The organism is Pseudomonas sp. NPDC098740 (assembly GCF_044760065.1).
GTDB classification, from domain to species: Bacteria; Pseudomonadota; Gammaproteobacteria; order Pseudomonadales; family Pseudomonadaceae; genus Aquipseudomonas; species Aquipseudomonas rossensis.
This window is the reverse complement of sequence record NZ_JBIWAM010000029.1, coordinates 19887-43331: the sequence shown is the minus strand read 5'-3', so window position 1 is coordinate 43331 and position 23445 is coordinate 19887. Positions and strand designations below refer to the sequence as shown.

The window sequence follows — 23445 nt, the reverse complement described above, 5'->3', positions numbered from 1 at the left end:
AACAGCGCCGTGTGTGATTACTTGATCAGGCCAACCCGCGAGAAATTCGGCAGGTGACTGAGTTTGGGTTCCGGCCAGCTCATCCAGACTGCGAAGGCCTTGCCGACGATATTCTTGTCGGGAACCATGCCCAGCAGATCCTTGGGAATGCTCGGATCATCCCAGTAGCGACTGTCGTTCGAGTTGTCGCGGTTGTCGCCCATCATGAAATAGTGCCCGGCAGGCACGGTCCACGAACGGTCCGGCGTTGCGCGGTAACGGCTCATTTCCTTGCGGATCAGGTGCTCGGCGACGCCGAGTTTTTCCTTGTAGAGCTCAGCGCTGCCCAACGTGCCCGGCTCGGAGCCGACCAGTTGTTCGGCAATCGACTCACCGTTGACGAACAGACGCTTGTCGGCGGTGTAACGAATCTGGTCACCCGGCAGGCCCACCACACGTTTAATGTAGTTGACGTTCGGATCGCTCGGGAAGCGGAACACCATCACATCGCCGCGCTGTGGATCACCGACTTCGATGACCTTCTTGTCGATCACCGGCAAGCGGATCCCATAAGAAAACTTGTTCACCAGAATGAAGTCGCCAACGTCCAGGGTCGGTTTCATCGAGCCGGAAGGAATCTGGAACGGCTCCACCAGGAACGAACGCAGTACCAGCACGATGAACAACACCGGGAAGAACGACTTGCCGTATTCGACCAGCAGCGGCTCTTTGTTCAGTTTCTCGACCACCACTCCATCAGGCTGGCTGACGCTGCCCTGATAGGAGGAAATGGCGGCACGCCGACGCGGCGCCAGGAAAACCAGATCGAGCAACGCCAACAGGCCGCAGACGAACACGGCGATGACCAGCAACAGCGGGAAATTTAGTGACATAGGACCTAACTATCCAACCTGAGCACTGCAAGGAAGGCTTCTTGTGGAATTTCCACGTTGCCGACTTGCTTCATGCGTTTCTTACCGGCCTTTTGCTTCTCAAGCAGTTTCTTCTTACGGCTAACGTCACCGCCGTAGCATTTGGCCAATACGTTCTTTCTGAGCGCCTTGACAGAGGTCCGCGCAATAATCTGCCCGCCAATGGCGGCCTGGATTGCGACGTCGAACATCTGACGTGGAATCAGTTCTTTCATCTTCTCGGTCAACTGGCGACCTTTGTAGTGCGCGTTATCCTTGTGCACGATCAACGCGAGGGCGTCGACCTTGTCACCGTTGATCAGCACATCCAGTTTCACCAGATTAGCCGATTGATAACGATCGAAATGGTAATCCAGCGAAGCATAGCCACGGCTGGTGGATTTCAGACGGTCGAAGAAGTCCAGGACCACTTCGTTCATCGGCAAATCGTAGGTCACTTGAACCTGGGTACCGAGGAACAGCATGTCGTGCTGTACGCCACGCTTCTCGATGCACAGGGTAATGACATTGCCCAGGTGCTCTTGCGGCACAAGAATATTGGCCCGCACGATCGGTTCGCGCATGTCTTCGATCGAGGACAGGTCTGGCAGCTTCGACGGGTTGTCGACGTAAATCGTTTCACCGGTTTTCAGCAGCAGCTCGAAAATTACCGTCGGCGCCGTGGTGATCAGGTCCAGGTCGTACTCGCGCTCCAGGCGCTCCTGGATGATTTCCATGTGCAGCATGCCGAGGAACCCGCAACGGAAACCGAAGCCCAGGGCATCGGAGCTTTCCGGGGTGTACTGCAGGGACGAGTCGTTGAGCGTGAGCTTTTGCAGGGCTTCACGGAAATCTTCGAAGTCGTCGGAGCTGACCGGGAACAGGCCGGCGTAAACCTGCGGCTGAATGCGTTTGAAGCCTGGCAGCACGTCGACGTCCGGCGTGGAGCTCAAGGTCAGGGTGTCACCGACCGGTGCACCGTGAATGTCCTTGATGCCGGCGATGATGAAGCCCACTTCGCCGGCCTTCAGGTCAACGGTGGCGGTGTGTTTCGGGTTGAAGACACCGACGCTGTCCACGAGGTGGATCTTGCCGGTGGACTTGACCAGGATCTTGTCGCCCTTCTTCACACGACCGTGGCGTACGCGAACCAGGGAAACAACGCCCAGGTAGTTGTCGAACCAGGAGTCGATGATCAACGCTTGCAGCGGATCTTCATAGTTGCCGGTCGGCGCAGGAATGGTCTTGACCAGACGCTCCAGCACTTCGTCGACGCCCAGACCAGTCTTGGCGCTGCACTCGACCGCGTCGGTGGCATCGATGCCAATGATTTTTTCGATTTCTTCTTTCACGCGGTCAGGATCGGCCTGAGGCAGGTCGATCTTGTTCAGGACCGGCATCACTTCCAGGCCCTGCTCAATCGCGGTGTAGCAGTTGGCTACCGACTGCGCTTCAACGCCCTGACCGGCATCGACCACCAGCAACGCGCCTTCACAGGCCGCCAGCGACCGGCTGACTTCATAGGTGAAGTCGACGTGGCCCGGGGTGTCAATGAAGTTCAGCTGGTACTTGATGCCATCGCGAGCGGTGTAATACAGGGTGACGCTGTGGGCCTTGATGGTGATCCCGCGTTCACGTTCCAGGTCCATGGAGTCCAGAACCTGGGCTTCCATTTCGCGCTCGGCAAGGCCGCCACACATCTGGATGAAGCGATCGGCCAGCGTCGACTTGCCATGGTCAATGTGGGCGATGATGGAGAAATTGCGGATATGACTCAAATCACTCACGGATCAACACTCAAAAAGGCTGCAGGCATAGCCCGCCGAAAAATAGCCGGGAATTGTACCTGATCCATGGCGCAAGCGTCACGTTCGCAGGTCAGACGGCGCCTACAAAAACGCCGCGGTCTTGCGACAGGGGCGTTTTGAGTGACCAGCAACGTCACGAGAAACCCTTGATCAGCCGGCCCGGCGCAACAACCAGACCCCGGCCAAGGCACAGACACCCGCCGGAACAAGCACCGCAAACAGTGGCGAGAAACCGAAGACCAGGCTCGAAGGACCGAGCAAATCCTGAACGATGCGAAAGGTGAAGCCCACCAGCACGCCAGTGAACACTCGCTGACCAAGGGTCACTGAGCGTAGCGGCCCGAAGATGAAGGAAATCGCCATCAGTACCAGGGCGGCGGTGACCAGCGGTTGCAACACCTTGACCCAAAATGCCAGCCAGTAACGACCATTGCTCAGGCCCTGGTCAGCCAGGTAGTGGATGTAACCCCACAGACCGCTGATCGACAGCGTATCAGGCGACATGACCACCGTACTCAACAGCTGCGGACTCAAGGCGACATTCCAACGCTCGACCGGGGCGGTGACCACTTCGGTGCTCTTTTCATGGAACAGCGTGGTGGTGACGTCGCTCAATTGCCAGTGATCCTGATCGAACTTCGCCCGTTTGGCGAAGCTGGAAGACAGCATGTGACGCTCATTGTCGAAACGATAACGGGTGACGCCGTACAGCAGACCGTTGGGCTGCACCGAGTTGACGTGAATAAACTCATCACCCTGGCGATGCCACAAACCATGCTTGGCGCTTTGCGCATCGCCGCCACCCTGAGCCAGGGAGCGATTGGCCTGAGCGGTGACTTCGGTGGCTGGGGCAACGTATTCGCCGATCAGCACACCCACCACCATCAGGATCAGCATCGGCTTCATGACCGCCCAGACGATTCGCCCGATCGACACGCCCGCAGCGCGCATGATGGTCAGCTCGCTGTGACTGGCGAGACTGCCGAGGCCGATCAGGCAACCGATCAGCGCCGCCATCGGCAACATGTCGTAAAGACGACGCGGCGCGGTCAGCAGGACATAACTCAACACGTCGACCAGGGTGTAGGTATCGCTGGCATCCCCCATCTCGTCGATGAACGCAAACAGCGTCGCCAGACCGAGAATGATCCCCAGTACCGCCAGAATCGCCACGAACACGCTGCTACCAATGTAGCGATCGAGCTTATCCACGAGCCACCTCCAGCGCGCTGCGGCGACTCGCCAGCTTCAACTGCAACGGTTCCCAATAGAGCAAGCCCAGGCCGATGGCCAGGAAGATTGCATGCACCCACCACAACCCCAGAGCTGGCGGGATTTTGCCCTTTTCAAGGGCGCCGCGAGCGGCAATCAGGATGGACAGGTAAGCCATATATAGAAGAATCGCCGGCAACAGCTTGAGGAAACGGCCCTGACGCGGATTGACCCGCGACAACGGCACCGCCATCAAGGTCACGATGAAGACCAGCAATGGCAAGGACAAACGCCATTGCAGCTCGGTACGCGAACGGATGTCGTCACTGCCCAGCAACGAGCCGGTGGTCATTGCGTCACGGTCGGTCACTTCGTCGCTGACGTCCGGCTTGGGCAGCAATACGCCGTATTCCTGGTACTTGATCGCCCGGTAATCGGCCTGCCCCGGATTGCCGTCATAGCGATAGCCGTTGTCGAGAATCAGGTAACGGTTACCGTCGGGGCGAATTTCCTGACGGCCCTTCTCGGCCACCAGCACGGAAATCCCGCGATCCTTCTTATCGGACGAGACGTTCTTTTGCGAAATGAATACGCCACCGAGGTTGATGCGATCATCCGATAGCGTTTCGGTGTAGGTCACCCGTGTTCCGTCGCGCAGCGCCTGGAAGCGACCCGGCTCGAGGGTGTCGAACTCGGTCAGGGCATCCTGCTTGTTCAACAGCAACTGGAACTGATTAGCGCCTTGTGGCGCCAGGCTCAGGCTCAGCCACGCCACCACCAGCGCGACCAGGGTGGCTGGAAAAAGGGTCATGGCAAACAGACGCTGCTGGCTCATGCCGGTGGCCGACAGCACCGTCATTTCGCTTTCAAGGTACAGGCGACCGTAGGCCAGCAGGATTCCGAGAAACAGGCCCAAAGGCAAAATCAACTGCAGGAAACCCGGCAGACGAAAGCCCATGATCAGGAATAGCGAGCCCGGATCCAGGAGGCCAGAGGCCGCCTGGGCGAGGTATTTGATGAAGCGACCGCTCATGATGATGACCAGCAGCACGGCGCTGACGGCGCTCAAGGTCAACAGGACTTCGCGGGATAGGTAGCGGAAGACGATCAAACCAGACACTCCAGGGTTGTCAGGCTAAGGCGGCCAAACAAGCAAACGTATCAGACGGCCCGCAGGGCAGAGCCGCCGAAAAAGTTGGCGCATTATCCTGTGATTGGGTGCGCCTGTCACTGCGCATGCTCAAGCAGGCGGGTAAAGCGCTGAAGATCGTACGACCGAGGGTTGTCAGGCTCGGGGCACGAGGTTCAAACTGCGGCCTTTGTCGCGGGCCGTGACCTGCGTCTTTCTATTTATAAGCAAGCTCGAATGCATGCCGTCGAGCTCTTGCGTGTTGACCATTAATTCAGGGACCCGGACATGGAACTGGTTGTAAAAAGCGTTAGCCCAGAAACGTTGAAAACCGCCACTCTGGTGGTCGCCGTCGGCGAAGGACGCAAGCTCGGCGCCGTCGCCAAACAACTCGACGAACTGAGCGGTGGCGCCATCAGCGCTGTGCTCAAGCGCGGCGACCTGGCTGGCAAAGTCGGTCAGAGCCTGTTGCTGCACAGCCTGCCGAACCTCAAGGCCGAACGCGTGCTGCTGGTGGGCGTGGGCAAAGACGAAGAGCTGGGCGACCGCACGTTCCGTAAGATCATTGCCGGCATCCTCAACACCCTTAAAGGCCTGGGCGGCAGCGATGCGGTGCTGGCCCTGGACGAAGTCGCGGTAAAAGGCCGCGACAGCTACGGCAAGACCCGCCTGCTGGCCGAAACCCTGGTGGACGGCGAATACACGTTCGACCAGTTCAAGAGCCAGAAAGCCGAACCTCGCACCCTGAAGAAAGTCACTTTGGTGACCATCAAGGCCGCACAGGCTGAAGTCGAGCGCGCCGTGGCCCACGCCACCGCTATCGCCAACGGCATGGCGTTCACCCGCGACCTGGGTAACCTGCCGCCGAACATCTGCCACCCGACGTTCCTCGGTGAGCAGGCGAAGAACCTGGGCAAAGAATTCAAAAGCCTGAAAGTCGAAGTCCTCGATGAGAAGAAGATCAAGGACCTGGGCATGGGCTCGTTCTACGCCGTGGGCCAGGGCAGCGCCCAGCCACCGCGCCTGATCGTCATGCAATACAACGGCGGCAAAAAATCCGAGAAGCCGTATGCACTGGTCGGTAAAGGCATCACCTTTGACACTGGCGGCATCAGCCTGAAGCCGGGCGCCGGCATGGATGAAATGAAGTACGACATGGGCGGCGCCGCCAGCGTGTTCGGCACCCTGCGTGCCGTGCTCGAGCTGAAACTGCCGATCAACCTGGTGTGCATCCTGGCCTGCGCCGAGAACATGCCGAGCGGCAACGCTTCGCGTCCTGGCGACATCGTCACCACCATGAGCGGCCAGACCGTGGAAATCCTCAACACCGACGCCGAAGGCCGGCTGGTGCTGTGCGACGCCCTGACCTACTCCGAGCGCTTCAAGCCACAAGCGGTGATCGACATCGCCACCCTGACCGGCGCTTGCGTCGTCGCGCTGGGTTCCCACACGTCGGGCCTGCTGGGCAACAACGACGAGCTGATCAGCCAACTGCTGAGCGCCGGCCAATCGGCTGACGATCGCGCCTGGCAACTGCCGTTGTTCGATGAGTACCAGGAACAGCTGGACAGCCCGTTCGCCGACATCGCCAACATTGGCGGCCCGAAAGCCGGCACCATCACCGCGGCCTGCTTCCTGTCGCGCTTCACCAAGAACCTCAACTGGGCGCACCTGGACATCGCCGGCACGGCCTGGACCAGCGGCGGCAAGGACAAGGGCGCCACTGGCCGTCCGGTTCCATTGCTGACCCAATACCTGCTGGACCGCGCAAAAGCCTGAAACCGATGAACCTGGGCGGCGTCACTTTCCGGTGACGCCGTTCAAGGCTCAGGAACCGCAATGACCAAAGTCGACTTCTATATTCTGCCCAGCGCCGATCCTTCGGCACGGCTGGATTTTGCCTGCAAGCTCACCGAAAAAGCCTGGCGCATGGGCCACCGTATCTATCTGCATTGCAGCGATGCTGCCCAGCGTGATGATCTCGATGCGCGTTTGTGGGCCTTCAAGGGCGAAAGCTTCGTGCCCCACGGCCCAGCTGAAAATGAGCCGGACGGTTTGATTGTGTTGGGCCTTGGCGATGACTGCGGTCCGCATCAGGACCTGTTGGTCAATCTCGCCCTGAAAGTCCCGGCATTCGCCAACAAGTTCGCCCGCGTGGCGGAAGTGGTGGTGGAAGATCCGACGATTCGTACGGCTGCGCGGGAGAGTTTCCGTTTCTACCGCGAACAGGGCTATCCTCTGCAAGATCACCGTTTACAGCGACTCTGAGCATTCCGATGGACACTCCAAAACCGCAGCAAAAGTCCGCGCACCTGCTGGATGACCTTGAGTCGATCCGTCAATTGCTCGGCGATGACAACCTGCAACCTCCTTTGCTCACCGACACGGTCGAGGAAGGTGATCAGGAACAGATTCCGATGCTGTTCGATACAGTCGGCGTCAGCCCGCCTACCCTCGAGCCGGCACCACCCGCCCCTGCAGCCCCTGCCGCCCAACCGGCGCCCGCCGCCAGCAAGAGCCCCGACGACCTGCTGCACCTGGATGGCGAACTGCGCGCCGCCGCGCAATTGATCATGCAAGACGTGATCGACGACTTCGCCCCGCACATCGAAACCGAAATCAAACGCCGTCTCAGCGCGCGGATGGAACGGTTGTTGAGTCAGTACGAATAAAACACCAATCCCCTGTGGGAGCGAGCCTGCTCGCGATAGCATCACCTCTGTTTCCTGATAGGCCGCGGCGCCTGCATCGCGAGCAGGCTCGCTCCCACATTTGATCTGCGCTGTAATTGATCAAGCGCCCGGTCTGCACCTGCTCGCCCTACGCCCCATGCCCCGCTATACTTGCCGGCTTTTCCTGAATAAATGCCAATAGGGTCCCGCCGCGCATGGATAAGACCTACCAGCCGCACGCCATTGAAACTTCCTGGTACAACACCTGGGAGTCAGAGAATTACTTCGCCCCGCAAGGCGCGGGCGAGTCCTACACCATCATGATCCCGCCGCCGAACGTCACCGGCAGCCTGCACATGGGTCACGGCTTCAACAACGCGATCATGGACGCCCTGATCCGTTTTCGCCGCATGCAGGGTCGCAACACCCTGTGGCAGCCGGGTACCGACCACGCCGGTATCGCCACGCAAATGCTGGTGGAGCGTCAACTCGAAGCTCAGGGCCAGAGTCGTCACGACCTGGGCCGCGAAAAATTCCTCGAGAAAGTCTGGGAATGGAAGGATCAGTCCGGCGGCAACATCAGCCGTCAGATCCGCCGTCTCGGCTCGTCCGTGGACTGGGGCCGCGAGCGCTTCACCATGGACGACGGCCTCTCGGAAGCCGTTAAAGAAGCCTTTGTGCGCCTGCACGAAGACGGCCTGATCTACCGCGGCAAGCGCCTGGTCAACTGGGACACCAAGTTGCACACGGCGATTTCCGACCTCGAAGTGGAAAACCACGACGAGAAAGGTTTCCTGTGGAACCTGAAATACCCACTGGCCGATGGCGCCAAGACCGCTGAAGGCAACGATTACCTGATCGTCGCGACCACTCGCCCGGAAACCATGCTCGGCGACTCCGCCGTTGCGGTTAACCCGAACGATGAACGCTACCAAGCCCTGATCGGCAAATTTGTCGAGCTGCCGCTGGTCGGCCGCCGTATTCCGATCATCGCCGACGATTACTGCGATCCTGAATTCGGCACCGGCTGCGTGAAAATCACCCCGGCCCACGATTTCAACGACTACGAAGTCGGCAAGCGCCATAACCTGCCGCTGCTGAACATCTTCGACAAGAACGCCGCCGTACTACCGGCCTGCCAGGTGTTCAACCTCGATGGCACGCTGAACGAAAGCATCGACGGCAAGATCCCGGCCGAATACGCCGGTCTGGATCGCTTCGAAGCGCGCAAGCAGATCGTTGCTGCCTTCGATGCTGCCGGCCTCTTGGTCAGCATCAACGACCACGCGCTGAAAGTGCCGAAAGGCGACCGCTCCGGCACCATCATCGAGCCGTGGCTGACCGACCAGTGGTACGTGTCGACCAAGCCTTTGGCTGAGCCAGCCATCGCTGCTGTTGAAGACGGCCGCATCGCCTTCGTGCCGAAACAATACGAAAACATGTACTTCTCGTGGATGCGCGACATCCAGGACTGGTGCATCAGCCGTCAGCTGTGGTGGGGCCACCGGATTCCGGCCTGGTACGACGAATCGGGCAAGGTCTATGTCGGTCGCGACGAAGCCGAAGTACGTGCCAAGCACAACCTCGGCCCGGACGTGGCGCTGCAACAGGACAACGACGTTCTCGACACCTGGTTCAGTTCCGGTCTGTGGACATTCTCCACGCTCGGCTGGCCTGAGCAGACCGAATTCCTGAAGAAATTCCACTCCACCGACGTGTTGGTGACCGGTTTCGACATCATTTTCTTCTGGGTTGCCCGGATGATCATGCTCACCATGCACTTGGTGAAGAACGAAGACGGCACACCGCAGGTTCCGTTCAAGACTGTTTATGTTCACGGCTTGGTGCGTGATGGCCAGGGCCAGAAGATGTCCAAGTCCAAGGGCAACGTCCTGGACCCGCTGGACATCATCGACGGCATCGAGCTCGAAGACCTGGTGCAAAAACGCACCTCCGGCATGATGCAGCCGAAACTGGCGAAGAAGATCGAGAAGCAGACCCGCGACGAGTTCGCCGACGGTATCGCCAGCTATGGCACTGACGCCCTGCGTTTCACCTTCTGCTCGCTGGCCTCCACCGGTCGCGACATCAAGTTCGACATGGGCCGCGTCGAGGGCTATCGCAACTTCTGCAACAAGATCTGGAACGCCGCGCGCTACGTGCTGGACAAGGGTGAAGACTGCGGTCAGAACGGCGAAGCTTACGAGCTGTCGCTGGCGGATCGCTGGATCATCTCGCAGTTGCAACGCACCGAAGCCGAAGTGACCCGTCAGCTCGACCAGTTCCGCTTCGACCTGGCCGCACAAGCCTTGTACGAGTTCATCTGGAACCAGTATTGCGACTGGTACCTGGAACTCTCCAAGCCTGTGCTGTGGGACGAAAACGCGCCGGTCGAACGTCAGCGCGGTACCCGCCGCACCCTGGTTCGGGTGCTGGAAGTTGCCCTGCGTCTGGCGCACCCGTTCATGCCGTTCATCACCGAAGAAATCTGGCAGCGCATCGCGCCGCTGGCCGGTATCGAAGGCAAGACGATCATGCTGCAACCGTGGCCAGTGGCCAATGAAGAGCGCATCGATCCGGCCGCCGAGAACGACATCGAATGGCTCAAAGGCCTGATGCTCGGCACGCGTAACATCCGTGGCGAAATGAACATCGGTCCAGGCAAGCCGTTGAACCTGTTCCTCAAAAACGTCAGCGCCGAAGATCAGCGTCGTCTCACCGAGAACGAAGCCCTGCTGAAGAAGCTGGCTCGCCTCGAATCGATCACCGTGTTGGCTGCTGGCGAAGAAGCACCGCTGTCCGCCACCGCTCTGGTTGGCGAGATGGAAGTGCTGGTGCCGATGGCTGGCCTGATCGACAAAGATGCTGAGCTGGCGCGTCTGGACAAGGAGATCCTGCGTCTGCAGGGCGAAGTTCAGCGGGTTGGCGGCAAGCTGTCTAACGCCGGTTTCGTCGACAAGGCCCCGGCCGAAGTCATCGACAAGGAACGCGCCAAACTGGCTGAAGCAGAGCAGGCTTTGGGCAAGTTGGCCGAGCAGCATGCGCGGATTGCCAGCCTGTAACGGCAAATCGCAATGAAAACGGGAGGCCCGAAACGGCCTCCCTTTTTTATGCCCGACGCTTTCTCCCAAACACCCCACCCCCCTGTGGGAGCGAGCTTGCTCGCGATGAGGTCATAATATTCAACATCGACGTTGGCTGACAGTCCGCTATCGCGAGCAAGCTCGCTCCCACAGGGGGGATGGCGGTGTTTGTCACAATTGCGTTCACAACGGCTGGATGTGGGACAATACCCGCCACTTTTAGCCATACCCGAATCGACCACGCCCATGAACGCCCCCCGCACACCAAGACCTGCGCGCAAAAAGCCTGATTCCACGACCCCGGCCAAAGCCGTGGAGCCCCGCGAGAAGGCCAGCCTGCATCCGCGTAACCGCCATCAGGGTCGTTACGACTTCCCGGCGCTGATCAAAACCACGCCGGAACTGGCGAAGTTCGTGATCATCAACCCGTACGGCAAAGAAAGCATCGACTTCGCCAGCCCGGACGCTGTGCGGGTGTTCAACCGTGCGTTGCTCAAGTCGTTCTACGGCGTCGCCCATTGGGACATCCCGGCCGACTACCTCTGCCCACCGGTTCCGGGCCGTGCCGATTACGTGCACTTCCTGGCTGACCTGCTGGCCAGCGTCAACGACGGCGAGATCCCTCGCGGCGCGCCAGTCAAGGTGCTCGATATCGGCATGGGCGCCAACTGCGTCTATCCGTTGATTGGCTACAGCGACTACCGCTGGCACTTCCTCGGCTCGGAAATCGACCCGACGGCCGTGGCCGCCGCCAAAGCCATCGTGCAGTCCAATGGGCTGAACAAAGCCATCCAGTTGCGCCAACAAAGCAATCCCAAGCACATTCTGCTGGGCCTGCTCGAACCCGGCGAACGCTTTGACCTGACTATGTGCAACCCGCCGTTCCACGCCTCGATGGACGAAGCGACCAAGGGCAGCGAGCGTAAATGGCGCGCGCTGGGCCGTGCTGATCCAAAACGCAAACTGCCGGTGCTGAACTTTGGCGGTCAATCGGCCGAACTGTGGTGTGAAGGTGGTGAAGCACGGTTTGTGACGCAACTGATCGCCGAAAGCGCGCATTTCCAACACAAAGTGCTCTGGTTCAGCACCCTGGTCTCGAAAGCCTCCAACCTGCCGGCGATCCAGACGGCGCTGAAAAAGGCCGGCGTACTGGAAAGCCAAGTCGTGGAAATGTCTCAGGGGCAGAAGCAAAGCCGTTTCGTCGCCTGGACCTTCCAGACCAAATCCGAGCAGCAGGTCTGGCGCGAACGCTGGGCTCGCAAGAGCTGATTAGTCACTGAGACAGCGATTGGCCCTGGGTCAGTCGCTGAATCGCAGACACAAAAAAGCCGCGCCCGGATCACTCCGGAGCACGGCTTTTTTTTACTGCGTCTTACTTGTTAACAGCGTCGGTCAGGCCTTTGGCCACAACCAGCTTGATAACTTTCTTGGCAGCGATTTCGATGGCAGCGCCAGTCGAAGGGTTGCGGCCGGTACGGGCAGGACGCTCAGTCACTTTCAGTTTGCCGATACCTGGCAGAGTGATTTCGCCGCCGTTTTCCAGCTGATCGGCAACGATTTGGCCCAGTTGGTCCAGAGCGTTACGCGCGGTGGTTTTTGGCGCGTCGATAGCTTCAGCGATGTCGGCGATCAGTTGGTCTTTAGTAAGAGCCATGTAGTGTTCCTTCCCTATCAAATTCATATGGATTGCAGAGTGCAGTGTCAGCCATCGAGCCCGATCTTCTGGATCTGGCACCCCCGGCCATAACCGCGACGAGTCGGGGTTATAGATACCGAAATCAGGGTTTGGTTCGACCTGACAAATGCTGAATGCACGCTTAACGCAGTGACTTCGCGTAAGACCGGGCAAAACTAGCACAGAGACGGGGAAATATCCGCCTCTAGCTACCCATTTGGTCAGCTTTATTGCTCTAAAACTGTAAAAAACAGCATAAGCGCCATCGGACACCTGCGAATTGCCCTTCGTACCGCGCCAAAACCAGTGGTTGCGGTACACTGAGCGCTTTTTCGGGGAGCACGCCCTCCTCTCTTCAATCAGCCGAGAAGCCCATGCCGATCCGCCATTGCATCGTCCACCTGATCGACAAAAAACCCGACGGCCCGCCCGCAGTTCTCCACGCTCGCGATTCCGAACTGGCCGAGTCGAGCGCCATCGAGTACATGCTTGCCGACCTCAATGAGAGCTACAACGCCAAACAAGGCAAGGCCTGGGGTTTCTTCCATGCCGAGTCCGGGGCGCATCCGTTCAGCGGCTGGCTGAAGGAATACCTCGATGGCGGCAAGGATTTCACAGCGTTCAGCCGGGTGGCGGTGGAACATCTGCAAAAGCTGATGGAAGAGTCGAACCTCTCAGTGGGCGGCCACGTGCTGTTTGCGCATTATCAGCAAGGCATGACCGACTACCTGGCGATCGCCCTGCTACACCACAGTGAAGGCGTTGCAGTGACCGATCAACTGGACGTGACCCCGTCCCGGCACCTGGACCTGGGCCAACTGCACCTCGCGGCGCGGATCAACGTTTCCGAGTGGCAGAACAACAAGCAGTCCAGGCAGTACATTTCGTTCATCAAAGGCAAGAACGGCAAAAAGGTTTCGGAGTATTTCCGCGACTTCATTGGCTGCCAGGAAGGCGTCGACGGCCCGGGCGAAACCCGCACCCTGCTCAAAGCCTTCAGTGACTTCGTCGAAAGCGAAGACCTGCCGGAAGAGTCCGCCCGCGAGAAGACCAAAACCCTGGTGGATTACGCCAGCAGCCAGGCCAAACTCGGTGAGCCCATGGGCCTGGAAGAACTCTCGGAGCTGATCGACGAAGAGCGCCCGAAAGCCTTCTACGACCACATCCGCAACAAGGACTACGGCCTGTCGCCGGAGATTCCGGCAGATAAACGTACCCTCAACCAGTTCCGCCGCTTCACCGGTCGCGCCGAAGGCCTGTCCATCAGCTTCGAAGCGCACCTGCTGGGCTCGAAGATCGAATACGACGAAGAAGCCGGCACGCTGATCATCAAAGGTCTGCCGACCCAACTCACCGATCAGCTCAAGCGACGTATCTGATGCTCGGCGGCGTACTGAAGAAATGCCTGCTGATCCTGCTGGTGGTCGTGGTCTACCAGAACTGGGGCAAGATCGAGCGGGTGTTCCATCCGGCGCAGGTGGTGTCCGAGCAGACTCAGGCCAAGGCCAACGTCGTGCTCTACGCCACTGAATGGTGTGGCTACTGCAAACTGACCCGGCGTTTTCTCGATCAGAAGGGAATTGCGTACAAGGAGTTCGATATCGAGAAGGATGCCGAGGCGCGCAAGGCCTACGAGGCGCTGGGTGGACGCGGGATACCGCTGATCGATGTGAATGGGACGCTGATTCGCGGGTATGACCCGGATGAGATCCTCGCCGCGTTGAAATGACCTGAAGATCAAAAGATCGCAGCCTTCGGCAGCTCCTACAGGTGTACACCGATCCACTGTAGGAGCTGCCGAAGGCTGCGATCTTGGCAATATCCCTCTCGCCAGAGTATTACCGGAAGATCAACGGGCCTCGATGCGGAACCCGAACCGCGGAAAGTGCACATGCACCACGCCGCCCCGCTCGTCTTCACGACGCAGAATCAATTCTTCACTGCCCGCAAACAGCAACTCACCCGCCACCGGGTCAACGCCGTAATCGATGGCGGCAATGACTACCTGCTGGCCAACCTCAAAACCATTCGGCTCGTCGAATTGCTCATCCGGCAATGCGGCCGGTGTGGCATTGCGCGCAGCCTCCAGCGCCTCCTCGGACGTCATCTCGCTGAACGCGCCATGACCGAAGCCCATCACGCGCCCGAACCATGCGCTGACCGCGGGATAGGCATCAACCAACGGTGAAGTTACCGGTGTGGCTTTGAGGAACCACAGCGGATGGGCCAGGGCAAAGTCGGCAATCGACGGCTCGCCGAACAGGAAGTCGCCCTGTTCGCGCTGAAGCTGCTGCTCCAGACGTCCCATGATCGTCGGCCATTGATGCTTGGCCTGCTCTGCGGACAAACGTGTAGCGCTGCCTCCACTGAACAGCCCGGCGCGATCGGCCATGAATGCCTTGATCGCTTCTGGCGGTAATGCGCCAAAGCGCACGGCCACCGATTCCGGCTGAAACACCAGGCTGACCGCGTGCTGGAACACCACCGAATCCGCCCACGCGGCGAAGGTCGCGGCGATCATTTCCTGACCTTCCGGGAAGAACGCCGGCAAGGCTTTTTCCTGTTCAAGACAACGGGCGATCAGCGACGTGTCGCAATAGATATCCGCGCCAATCTGCAATACCGGCGTCTTGCGGTAGCCGCCGGTCAGCGCGGTCAGATCGGGTTTGGGCATCACCGGCGAGATCTTCACCGAGCGCCAGGACAGCCCCTTGAAACCCAGCAGCAAGCGGGCCTTTTCAGAAAAAGGGGACGTCGGGTAATGATGAAGAATCAACTCTGACATGCTCGGCTCCGCCGCACGGATTGGGAATCCGCAGCTTAGCGCGCATTCCCTGAGCAGCCCACCCATCTCCCTGATGGGCACTTATCAGTCAGATTGATAAGCCCGCAGCGGCGCTCGCCACCAGGCATTCCTTGGCGCTTTTCTTGAGTTTTTTGATCAGCCGTTCCTGACGCAGCGCTTCGCTTTTATCGCGGCAGGCTTCGGTGTAAACCAATGCCACGGCAGGGCTGGAGAGAAAAAAGCGCGCACCCTTGCCGCTCTGGTGGGTGGCGAAGCGGCGCACGGGATCGTCGCTGATCCCGCAATAGAGCGAACCATTGGCCGCGCGAACGAGGTAGACGAACCAGGGTTTGCTCACCGGCGTATCGGCATCGACGGAGATTTCGCTGAGGGTGTTCACGTGACGATCAAGGCTTGAAAGAAAACAAGCCGCGATCTTATCAGCGACTGGCCTGGAATGCCTTCAGCCCCTTCAAGGCTTGCGCGCGCACGGCGTTTCTCACCGCCGGCGTCCAGCCCAACAACAGCCCCTTGAAACCCAGCGCCTGTCGGGACCAGGCCCACAGATCGAAGCTGTCGTGATGCTCGCAAATCTTACCGTCGCGAAAAACAAAACGCGCCTGAATGTCGTTGACCACCGTGTTGCCGGTCTGGCTGAACAGGTACGTTGCCACCCAATGGGCGCCACCCGTGCGCTCATCGCTGCGCACGTTATCGAACGTCAGGGAAAAGTCCTTGGCCCGGGTGGTGAGCATGCGCCACATGTCGCCGGCATCGCGGCCACGCAGCTCGCCGAATGCTGGATCATTGAACACCACGTCGTCGGTATAGCAGGCACTCATGGCCTCGGCATCCAGCCGCTGGAAGGCTTGGTAAAACTGGGTGATCAATGCGTTGTGGGCTTCACTCATGGGCAGGCTCCCTGATGTGCAAATAGATGTGCAAAGTGGTTTCAAAAGATTGCCTGCACGATAGTCAACAAAGGCGCGAAACACTATCGGCATTCGTGAGCAGAATACCGACAGTGTGCGGGTGTCAGATCTTTTCGCTTTCGACCTGGACGTACAGCGAACGTCCGGCGCCGAGGCCGGCGATGATCGCCCCGAGGCCGATGATGCCGAATATCCAGCCCAAAGCATTCCAGCCGCCGGTCCAGTCATGCACGATGCCGACCGCGAACGGCCCCATGGACGCCAGGGTGTAACCGAAGCCTTGGGCCATGCTCGACAGATTCGCTGCGACATGGGCGTCCCGCGAACGCAGCACGATCAGGGTCAACGCCAGACTGAACGTACCGCCCTGCCCAAGACCCAGCAGGATCGCCCAGCCCCACAAGCCTTCGATCGGTGCGTAAAGACAACCGAACAGGCCGCCAAGGGTCAGCAGCATGACGATGACGATCGCCAGACGCTGATCCTTGCCACGCGTCGCCAGCCATGGCGCCGCCAGTGAACTCGCCAACTGAACGATGACCGAGCCTGACAGCACCAGACCCGCCTGGGTCGGCGTCAGGCCGCGACCGATCAGGATCGACGGCAACCAGCCGAACACGATGTAGGCCAGAGAAGATTGCAGGCCCATGTAGAGCGTCACTTGCCAGGCCAGCGGATCACCCAACAGACCGCGAACCCGGTAGGCGACGTTGTGCGCGCCGTGTTTCTGACCGACTTGCGGCAACCAGAAAATCGCCGCGACCAATGCCGGCACCACCCAGAAGCCGAGGCCCAGCGCCCAGCTCTTGTCGAAATGCTCGCTCAACGGCACGGTCGCGCCCGCCGCCATCGCCGCGCCCAGACACAGCGCCATGGTGTAGACGCCGGTCATGGTCCCGGCGTGTTTAGCGAAGTCGCGCTTGACGATGCCCGGCAACAAAACGCCGATCACACCGATGCTCGCACCGGCCAGCACGCTGCCGGCAAACAGGCCGATTGTGCCGAACGAACTGCGCAGGATGATCCCGCCGGCCAACATCAAAAGAATCCCCAATACCACCCGTTCGGCGCCGAAACGTCGTGCCAGCACGGGCGCCAGCGGTGCAAACAAGCCGAGGCACAGCACCGGCAACGTCGTCAGCAAACCGGCCTGAGCTGACGACAAACCGAGGGTCTTCGAGATCTCGCTGAGCATCGGCGCCATGCTCGACAGCGCCGGGCGCAGGTTCAGCGCCACCAGAATCAGGCCCAGCAACAGCAGCCACGGCCGCCGCAGGATCGGGTGACTTTGCTGGACCTGTTCGTCATCCGCCTCGGCGTCGATCAGCAGCTCTTCGAGCTCCGCCGTGCGCTTGGCTTGGGGGATGCTGCTTTTGTTGACCTGCTGGCTGGACATGGGGTTCTCGGTTTCAAGGTTCATTGATCAACTGCCTCGACAGGGCTTTGGCCCGTTCCGGGTCGCGTTGCTCGACGGCATCAAGCAATTCGATATGGAGGTCGAACACCTCTTGGCGTCGGGGGGAAATGTTCAGGGTTTCGCGCAATTGCGCACCGACGACGCTGGAGAAATAGCGGTACAGCTCGCTGAGCGTCGGGTTATGCGCGGCGTCCACCAAACGCCGGTGGAACACCAGATCGCAGGCGATATACGTGTCGAGATCGCCGTGATAGTGACTGCCGCTGACGCCCAACGCCTCGCGCAATGCCACCAGGTCTTCATCGGTACGGCGCAACGCGGCGAGACCGATGGCTTCGACTTCCAGAATATGCCGGGTTTCCCGGGCCTGTTCATGGGAGCAGCGAGACAACGCTTTCATGGTATCGAGCGGATCGACCACCGCCCGCAGATAGCTGCCGTCGCCCTGACGGATTTCGATCAACCCGGAAAACGCCAATACGCGCATGGCTTCACGCACGGTATTGCGGCTGATGCCCAGCTCGGCGGACAGCTCAGGTTCGGTGGGTAAACGCTGGCCGACCGTCCAGACGCCTTCGGTGATGCGCAGGCGTAACTGGTCCAGTGCCTGGTCGACCAGGGACCGTTTAACTATCGGAAAAATGTCTGACATAGGATTCGCCCTTTCATCCAATCATAGGATGAATTTTCTGACATGTTAGTCAGCTATGCGTAGGACGGCAACCGCCTACGGTCAGAGAGAGGGAATGAAGCGGGATTTTCGATTAGTCAAAATTACCCTTTAAGGGTAATTTCAGGGACAGGGTTTTGGATTCTTATGGAAAAGAGCACACCCCATTACGACTTGGCGGTGATCAAGGCTGAGGTGGTCAGGCTGGGTAGAAAGGCATTCACCCGACGGGCTGTGGAATCGGGCAGCTACATGGGTTTCAACGTCCGGCAAATGATCGAGGTGATCTGTGCACTGGAACGCCGAATGCTTTTCAAATCCATGACCACCTATGTCGACCACCGGGTTTGGCAGGACGTTTATCACACAACATTTCACGGATTGGAGATTTACATAAAAGTGTCTTACCGCCCCGGCGGTGGACATCCAGTAGTCTCCTTCAAGGAGAAAGACCTATGAGAACGCAGCAATGCGTCAACTGTGGCACACACGATGGGATGGGGCACTTCGAAGGCCGCACACTCTCAGTCAATTACAAACAGATGTCGCGACTTGTTGACGAGCTTGCGGGTTGGGAATGCAGAGTTTGCGGTGAAATCGAATTCGATCATGACACCGACAGCGCCGAGCGTTATGCAGATGCCAGCGATCAATTGCTTCAGGACTGCCTGCAACTGATCGGCTCGGAGATCAAGCGTATCCGCCGCAAACTCCACCTCACGCAAAAAAACGCAGTGAAGTTGCTGTCCGGCGGTGGGAACAATGCCTTTTCGCGATATGAGCGTGGAGAGCTGCCTGCGCCAAAACCGTTACTCACACTGATGCAGCTGTTGGATCGTCATCCCTATTTACTGGCGGAAATTCAGGTGTTGAACGAAGGTGCCGCCCTTAAACAACTATTGGCCGCCCGCCATCCGGAACTGGAAGCGGCACTAACCTCCTGACCTCAAACCCCAGACAAAAATAAACCCGGATCAAGTCCGGGTTCATTTCAACGCCTGCGCAGGATCAATGCAGAATCTGGCTCAAGAACAGCTTGGTACGCTCATTCTGCGGATTATCGAAGAAGTCGTTCGGCGCGGCCTGTTCGACGATTTCGCCCTTGTCCATGAAGATCACACGGTTGGCCACGGTGCGGGCGAAGCCCATTTCGTGGGTTACGCAAAGCATGGTCATGCCGTCTTCAGCCAGACCGATCATGGTGTCCAAAACCTCTTTCACCATTTCCGGGTCGAGCGCCGAGGTCGGTTCATCGAACAGCATGATTTTCGGTTTCATGCACAAGGCACGAGCAATCGCCACACGCTGTTGCTGACCGCCGGACAGTTGCCCCGGGAATTTATGCGCCTGCTCCGGAATGCGGACGCGTTCCAGGTAATGCATGGCGATTTCTTCGGCCTGGCGCTTGGGCATCTTGCGCACCCACATCGGCGCCAGCGTGCAGTTCTGCAGGATGGTCAGGTGCGGGAACAAGTTGAAGTGCTGGAACACCATGCCGACTTCACGGCGGACCGATTCGATCTGCTTGAGGTCGTTGGTCAGCTCCACACCATCGACCACGATGCGGCCCTGCTGGTGTTCTTCCAGACGGTTGAGGCAACGAATGGTGGTGGACTTGCCGGAACCCGACGGGCCGCACAGGACGATACGCTCGCCCTGTTTAACGTTCAGGTTGATGTCTTTCAACACGTGGAACTGGCCGTACCACTTGTTCACGCCCTGCATCTGAATAATGCCTTCAGGGCTCACAGGCTGTTTGATCGCTTCACTCATAAACTACGCTCCTAACGCTTGTGGCCAGTGTCCAGCTTACGTTCCAAATGCATGGAATAGCGGGACATACCAAAACAGAAAATCCAGAACACCAGGGCCGCGAACACATAGCCTTCGGTGGCCATGCCCAACCATTTCGGGTCGGCGGCGGCTTGTTTGACGCTGTTGAGCAAGTCGAACAGGCCGATGATGATCACCAGGCTCGTGTCCTTGAACAGCGCAATGAAGGTGTTGACGATGCCAGGGATCACCATCTTCAGGGCTTGCGGCAGAATCACCAGGCCCATGCTGCGCCAGTAACCGAGGCCCATCGCTGCAGCCGCTTCGTACTGACCTTTGGGAATCGCTTGCAGACCACCGCGCACCACTTCGGCCACGTAAGCCGACTGGAACAGGATCACGCCGATCAGCGCCCGCAGCAGTTTGTCGAAGTTCATGCCTTCAGGCAGGAACAACGGCAGCATCACCGAGGACATGAACAGCACCGTGATCAACGGCACGCCGCGCCAGAATTCGATGAAGGTCACGCAGACCACGCGAATCGCCGGCATGTTCGAACGACGGCCCAGTGCCAGGACAATACCCAGCGGCAATGCACCGGCAATACCGACGGTGGCGATCACCAGAGTCAGCATCAACCCGCCCCACTGGCTGGTCGCCACGGCGCTCAGGCCGAACACGCCGCCGTGCAGCAGGCACCAGGCAACAATCGGATACACCACCAGAAAGCTCAGCCCGTACACCGCTTTACGCGGGAAGCGCGAGATGAACAACGGTGCCACGCCGATGACCGCCAGCCATACGGTCAGGTCAACGCGCCAGCGCAGGTCCACTGGGTAGTAGCCGTACATGAACTGGCCAAAGCGTTGCTGGATGAACACCCAGCAGGCGCCTTCCTTGGTGCAGTCAGCCTGGCTGGTGCCAACCCAGTTGGCATCGAGGATCGCCCAGCTCAGGATTGGCGGCACCACCAGGTAGATGAGGTAGAACGCGAACAGGGTCAGTAGGGTGTTGAGCCAGCTGGAGAACATGTTGGCGCGCATCCACGCCACGACACCGATGCTGCGGCTCGGGGGTGGCATGTCAGGTTTGAAAGTATGAGTCGTCATGCGCTTTTCCTTACCGCTCGATCAGCGCAATGCGCTTGTTGTACCAGTTCATCAGCAGAGAAATGCTGATACTGATCGCCAGGTACACGCTCATGGTGATGGCAATCACCTCGATCGCCTGCCCGGTCTGGTTCAGCACCGTACCGGCAAACAACGAGACCATTTCCGGATAACCGATACCGGCCGCCAGCGAGGAGTTCTTCGCCAGGTTCAGGTATTGGCTGGTCAGCGGTGGAATGATCACGCGCAGGGCTTGCGGGATGATCACCTTGCGCAGGGTCGGACCGTTGCGCAATCCCAACGAGTGCGCCGCTTCTGTCTGGCCGTGGCTGACCGACTTGATGCCCGAACGCACGATCTCGGCGATGAACGCCGCGGTATACACGGTCAGGGCCAGGGTCAGCGCCAGCAGTTCCGGGATCAGCACCCAGCCACCGACGAAGTTGAAGCCCTTGAGCTCCGGCATTTCCCAATGCACGGGGGCGCCGAAGATCAGCGCACACAGCGCCGGGATCACCAGCAACAGCGCCAGGCCGGTCCAGAACTTGCGGAACGGAACGCCGGTGGCTTCGAAGCGTTTGTTGGCCCAGCGGCACATCAGCACGATGGCGACGATGGCCACGACGACGCTGACCACAAACGGCCAGAAACCGTCCGCCGCCAACGCTGCAGGCATATTCAGGCCGCGGCTGCTGACGAAGAAGGTGTCGCCGAAGTTATGGCTGTTGCGTGGCCCTGGCATGGTCAGGAACACCGCGAAGTACCAGAACAGGATTTGCAGCAGCGGCGGAATGTTGCGGAAGACTTCCACATAAACAGTCGCCAGCTTGGCAATGATCCAGTTCTTCGACAGCCGTGATACGCCGACGATGAACCCGAGGATCGTCGCCAGGATCACGCCGATGAAGGTCACCAGCAGGGTGTTGAGCAAGCCGATGACAAACACCCGGGCATAGCTGTCCGATTCGGTGTAGTCGATCAGGTGTTGAGCGATGCCGAAACCGGCACTGCGCTCCAGAAAGCTGAAGCCGGAGGTAATGCCCCGGTGTTCAAGGTTGGTCTGCGTGTTGTCGAACAGATACCAGCCCATCGAGACCACCGCCACAATGGTGATGATCTGAAATAGCCACGCACGCACTTTTGGATCGCTGAGGCTGAGCCTCTGCTTTGGTGCGCCGATTGAATTTTGCATGAAGTGCCCCGCAAAGAATGGAACAGAACATCACCCGGCGGTTGGCCCACCGGGTGATAGAACCATCAGCGCACTGGTGGTGCGTATTGAATGCCGCCGTTGTTCCACAGAGCGTTCAGCCCGCGGTCAATGGCCAGTGGAGTGCCCTTGCCGAGGTTTTTCTCGAACACTTCACCGTAGTTACCCACTTGCTTGACGATCTGAACGACCCAGTCTTTCTTCACTTTCAGGTCTTTGCCGTATTCACCGTCAGCGCCCAGCAGACGAGCAACGTCCGGGTTCTTGGTGGCTTTGGCTTCAGCTTCAACGTTTGTCTGGGTGATGCCCATTTCTTCAGCGTTGAGCATCGCGAACAGGGTCCACTTGACGATGCTGAACCACTCTTCGTCGCCTTTACGCACGACCGGGCCCAGAGGCTCCTTGGAGATGGTTTCCGGCAGAACGACGTAGTCGGTCGGGGTCGCCAGCTTGCTGCGTTGTGCGTAGAGCTGGGATTTGTCGGAGGTCAGCACGTCGCAACGACCGGATTCCAGCGACTTGGCGCTTTCATCGGAGGTGTCGAAGGTGATCGGGGTGTATTTCAGACCGTTGCCGCGGAAGTAGTCGGAAACGTTCAGCTCGGTCGTGGTACCGGCTTGAATGCAGATGGTGGCGCCATCGAGCTCTTTAGCGCTCTTCACACCCAGTTTGTTGTTCACCAGGAAGCCGATGCCGTCGTAGTACGTCACGCCGGCAAACACCAGACCCATGCCCGAATCGCGCGAACTGGTCCAGGTGGTGTTACGCGACAGCACGTCGATTTCACCGGACTGCAGCGCGGTGAAGCGCTCCTTGGCGTTCAACTGGCTGAATTTGACCTTGGTCGCATCGCCGAAAACGGCAGCGGCCACAGCGCGGCAGACGTCAGCATCGATACCGATGATCTTGCCAGTGGAGTCCGGAACCGAGAAACCCGGCAGACCGTCACTTACACCGCACTGTACGAAACCTTTCTTCTGCACTGCATCCAGGGTTGCACCCGCCTGAGCGAACCCACTGACACCGAGTACTGCGGCTGCAGTCACGATAGCCAGGGTGGATTTCAACATCTTCATTCAA

General features: G+C 59.1%; 23 protein-coding genes. 9 read left to right on the top strand and 14 right to left on the bottom strand.

Annotation, left to right across the window (positions count from 1 at the left end; all coding sequences use genetic code 11):
- Nucleotides 1-17 precede the first annotated feature (17 nt).
- The 4 genes from lepB to lptF form a co-directional block, all read right to left on the bottom strand.
- Entirely contained in the window at nt 18-872 is an 855-nt protein-coding gene (gene lepB, locus ACIQU2_RS25405; RefSeq protein WP_403144806.1) for a signal peptidase I, read from the bottom strand.
- Between the two features lie 5 nt (nt 873-877).
- Nucleotides 878-2677, bottom strand: coding sequence for a translation elongation factor 4 (gene lepA, locus ACIQU2_RS25400; RefSeq protein ID WP_008151572.1), 1800 nt, complete (start codon nt 2675-2677; stop codon nt 878-880).
- A 171-nt stretch (nt 2678-2848) separates the two neighbouring features.
- Nucleotides 2849-3910, bottom strand: a complete 1062-nt coding sequence (gene lptG, locus ACIQU2_RS25395; protein ID WP_347803218.1) for an LPS export ABC transporter permease LptG — start codon at nt 3908-3910, stop codon at nt 2849-2851.
- Nucleotides 3903-5021, bottom strand: a complete 1119-nt coding sequence (lptF, locus tag ACIQU2_RS25390) for an LPS export ABC transporter permease LptF (RefSeq protein ID WP_347803217.1) — start codon at nt 5019-5021, stop codon at nt 3903-3905. The genes lptG and lptF overlap by 8 nt, the downstream gene beginning before the upstream one ends.
- Nucleotides 5022-5327: 306 nt before the next feature.
- Here lptF and ACIQU2_RS25385 point away from each other — a divergent pair, with 306 nt between their 5' ends.
- From ACIQU2_RS25385 to rlmF, 5 genes are all read left to right on the top strand, one after another.
- Nucleotides 5328-6818, top strand: coding sequence for a leucyl aminopeptidase (locus tag ACIQU2_RS25385; RefSeq protein ID WP_403144802.1), 1491 nt, complete (start codon nt 5328-5330; stop codon nt 6816-6818).
- A 60-nt stretch (nt 6819-6878) separates the two neighbouring features.
- Complete coding sequence (locus ACIQU2_RS25380; protein ID WP_046048214.1) at nt 6879-7307, top strand: DNA polymerase III subunit chi; 429 nt, start codon at nt 6879-6881, stop codon at nt 7305-7307.
- An 8-nt stretch (nt 7308-7315) separates the two neighbouring features.
- Nucleotides 7316-7711 carry a DNA polymerase III subunit chi gene (locus tag ACIQU2_RS25375; RefSeq protein ID WP_403144799.1) on the top strand — a complete coding sequence of 132 codons (396 nt, stop codon included), beginning with the start codon at nt 7316-7318 and terminating at the stop codon, nt 7709-7711.
- A 215-nt stretch (nt 7712-7926) separates the two neighbouring features.
- On the top strand, nt 7927-10773 hold the full coding sequence (locus ACIQU2_RS25370; protein ID WP_347803214.1) for a valine--tRNA ligase: 2847 nt from the start codon (nt 7927-7929) through the stop codon (nt 10771-10773).
- A gap of 267 nt (nt 10774-11040) precedes the next feature.
- Entirely contained in the window at nt 11041-12063 is a 1023-nt protein-coding gene (gene rlmF / locus ACIQU2_RS25365) for a 23S rRNA (adenine(1618)-N(6))-methyltransferase RlmF (RefSeq protein WP_403144796.1), read from the top strand.
- Nucleotides 12064-12166: 103 nt separating this feature from the next.
- On the opposite strand, the gene ACIQU2_RS25360 is transcribed toward rlmF, so the two are convergent.
- Complete coding sequence (locus ACIQU2_RS25360) at nt 12167-12448, bottom strand: HU family DNA-binding protein (protein ID WP_007905514.1); 282 nt, start codon at nt 12446-12448, stop codon at nt 12167-12169.
- 395 nt (nt 12449-12843) lie between these two features.
- On the opposite strand from ACIQU2_RS25360, the gene yejK reads away from it, so the two are divergent.
- Nucleotides 12844-13848, top strand: a complete 1005-nt coding sequence (yejK, locus tag ACIQU2_RS25355; protein ID WP_403144793.1) for a nucleoid-associated protein YejK — start codon at nt 12844-12846, stop codon at nt 13846-13848.
- Nucleotides 13848-14198: a glutaredoxin family protein gene (locus ACIQU2_RS25350; protein WP_403144790.1), complete on the top strand. Its 351-nt coding sequence runs from the start codon at nt 13848-13850 to the stop codon at nt 14196-14198. The genes yejK and ACIQU2_RS25350 overlap by 1 nt, the downstream gene beginning before the upstream one ends.
- A gap of 120 nt (nt 14199-14318) precedes the next feature.
- Here ACIQU2_RS25350 and ACIQU2_RS25345 read toward each other — a convergent pair whose 3' ends face one another.
- From ACIQU2_RS25345 to ACIQU2_RS25325, 5 genes are all read right to left on the bottom strand, one after another.
- Nucleotides 14319-15254, bottom strand: coding sequence for a glutathione S-transferase family protein (locus tag ACIQU2_RS25345; protein WP_403144788.1), 936 nt, complete (start codon nt 15252-15254; stop codon nt 14319-14321).
- An 88-nt stretch (nt 15255-15342) separates the two neighbouring features.
- Nucleotides 15343-15654 (bottom strand): GIY-YIG nuclease family protein, encoded by a 312-nt coding sequence (locus ACIQU2_RS25340; protein WP_403144785.1) that lies wholly within the window; start codon nt 15652-15654, stop codon nt 15343-15345.
- A gap of 40 nt (nt 15655-15694) precedes the next feature.
- Entirely contained in the window at nt 15695-16165 is a 471-nt protein-coding gene (locus tag ACIQU2_RS25335; protein ID WP_403144783.1) for a nuclear transport factor 2 family protein, read from the bottom strand.
- A gap of 124 nt (nt 16166-16289) precedes the next feature.
- Complete coding sequence (locus tag ACIQU2_RS25330) at nt 16290-17606, bottom strand: CynX/NimT family MFS transporter (RefSeq protein ID WP_403144781.1); 1317 nt, start codon at nt 17604-17606, stop codon at nt 16290-16292.
- On the bottom strand, nt 17596-18255 hold the full coding sequence (locus ACIQU2_RS25325) for a FadR/GntR family transcriptional regulator (protein WP_403144780.1): 660 nt from the start codon (nt 18253-18255) through the stop codon (nt 17596-17598). Before ACIQU2_RS25325 ends, ACIQU2_RS25330 begins: the two co-directional genes overlap by 11 nt.
- A gap of 165 nt (nt 18256-18420) precedes the next feature.
- On the opposite strand from ACIQU2_RS25325, the gene ACIQU2_RS25320 reads away from it, so the two are divergent.
- Both ACIQU2_RS25320 and ACIQU2_RS25315 read left to right on the top strand, forming a co-directional pair.
- Nucleotides 18421-18732 (top strand): type II toxin-antitoxin system MqsR family toxin, encoded by a 312-nt coding sequence (locus ACIQU2_RS25320; protein ID WP_134418944.1) that lies wholly within the window; start codon nt 18421-18423, stop codon nt 18730-18732.
- Nucleotides 18729-19217, top strand: a complete 489-nt coding sequence (locus ACIQU2_RS25315; RefSeq protein ID WP_403144776.1) for a type II toxin-antitoxin system MqsA family antitoxin — start codon at nt 18729-18731, stop codon at nt 19215-19217. The genes ACIQU2_RS25320 and ACIQU2_RS25315 overlap by 4 nt, the downstream gene beginning before the upstream one ends.
- A gap of 64 nt (nt 19218-19281) precedes the next feature.
- Here ACIQU2_RS25315 and ACIQU2_RS25310 read toward each other — a convergent pair whose 3' ends face one another.
- The 4 genes from ACIQU2_RS25310 to ACIQU2_RS25295 all read right to left on the bottom strand — a co-directional run bounded on the left by ACIQU2_RS25310 (nt 19282) and on the right by ACIQU2_RS25295 (nt 23441).
- Nucleotides 19282-20046 (bottom strand): amino acid ABC transporter ATP-binding protein, encoded by a 765-nt coding sequence (locus ACIQU2_RS25310; protein ID WP_129441418.1) that lies wholly within the window; start codon nt 20044-20046, stop codon nt 19282-19284.
- A gap of 11 nt (nt 20047-20057) precedes the next feature.
- Nucleotides 20058-21155, bottom strand: a complete 1098-nt coding sequence (locus ACIQU2_RS25305) for an amino acid ABC transporter permease (protein ID WP_403144774.1) — start codon at nt 21153-21155, stop codon at nt 20058-20060.
- 10 nt (nt 21156-21165) lie between these two features.
- Nucleotides 21166-22347 carry an amino acid ABC transporter permease gene (locus ACIQU2_RS25300; RefSeq protein ID WP_283189069.1) on the bottom strand — a complete coding sequence of 394 codons (1182 nt, stop codon included), beginning with the start codon at nt 22345-22347 and terminating at the stop codon, nt 21166-21168.
- A gap of 65 nt (nt 22348-22412) precedes the next feature.
- Nucleotides 22413-23441: an amino acid ABC transporter substrate-binding protein gene (locus tag ACIQU2_RS25295; RefSeq protein ID WP_283189070.1), complete on the bottom strand. Its 1029-nt coding sequence runs from the start codon at nt 23439-23441 to the stop codon at nt 22413-22415.
- Nucleotides 23442-23445 lie beyond the last annotated feature (4 nt).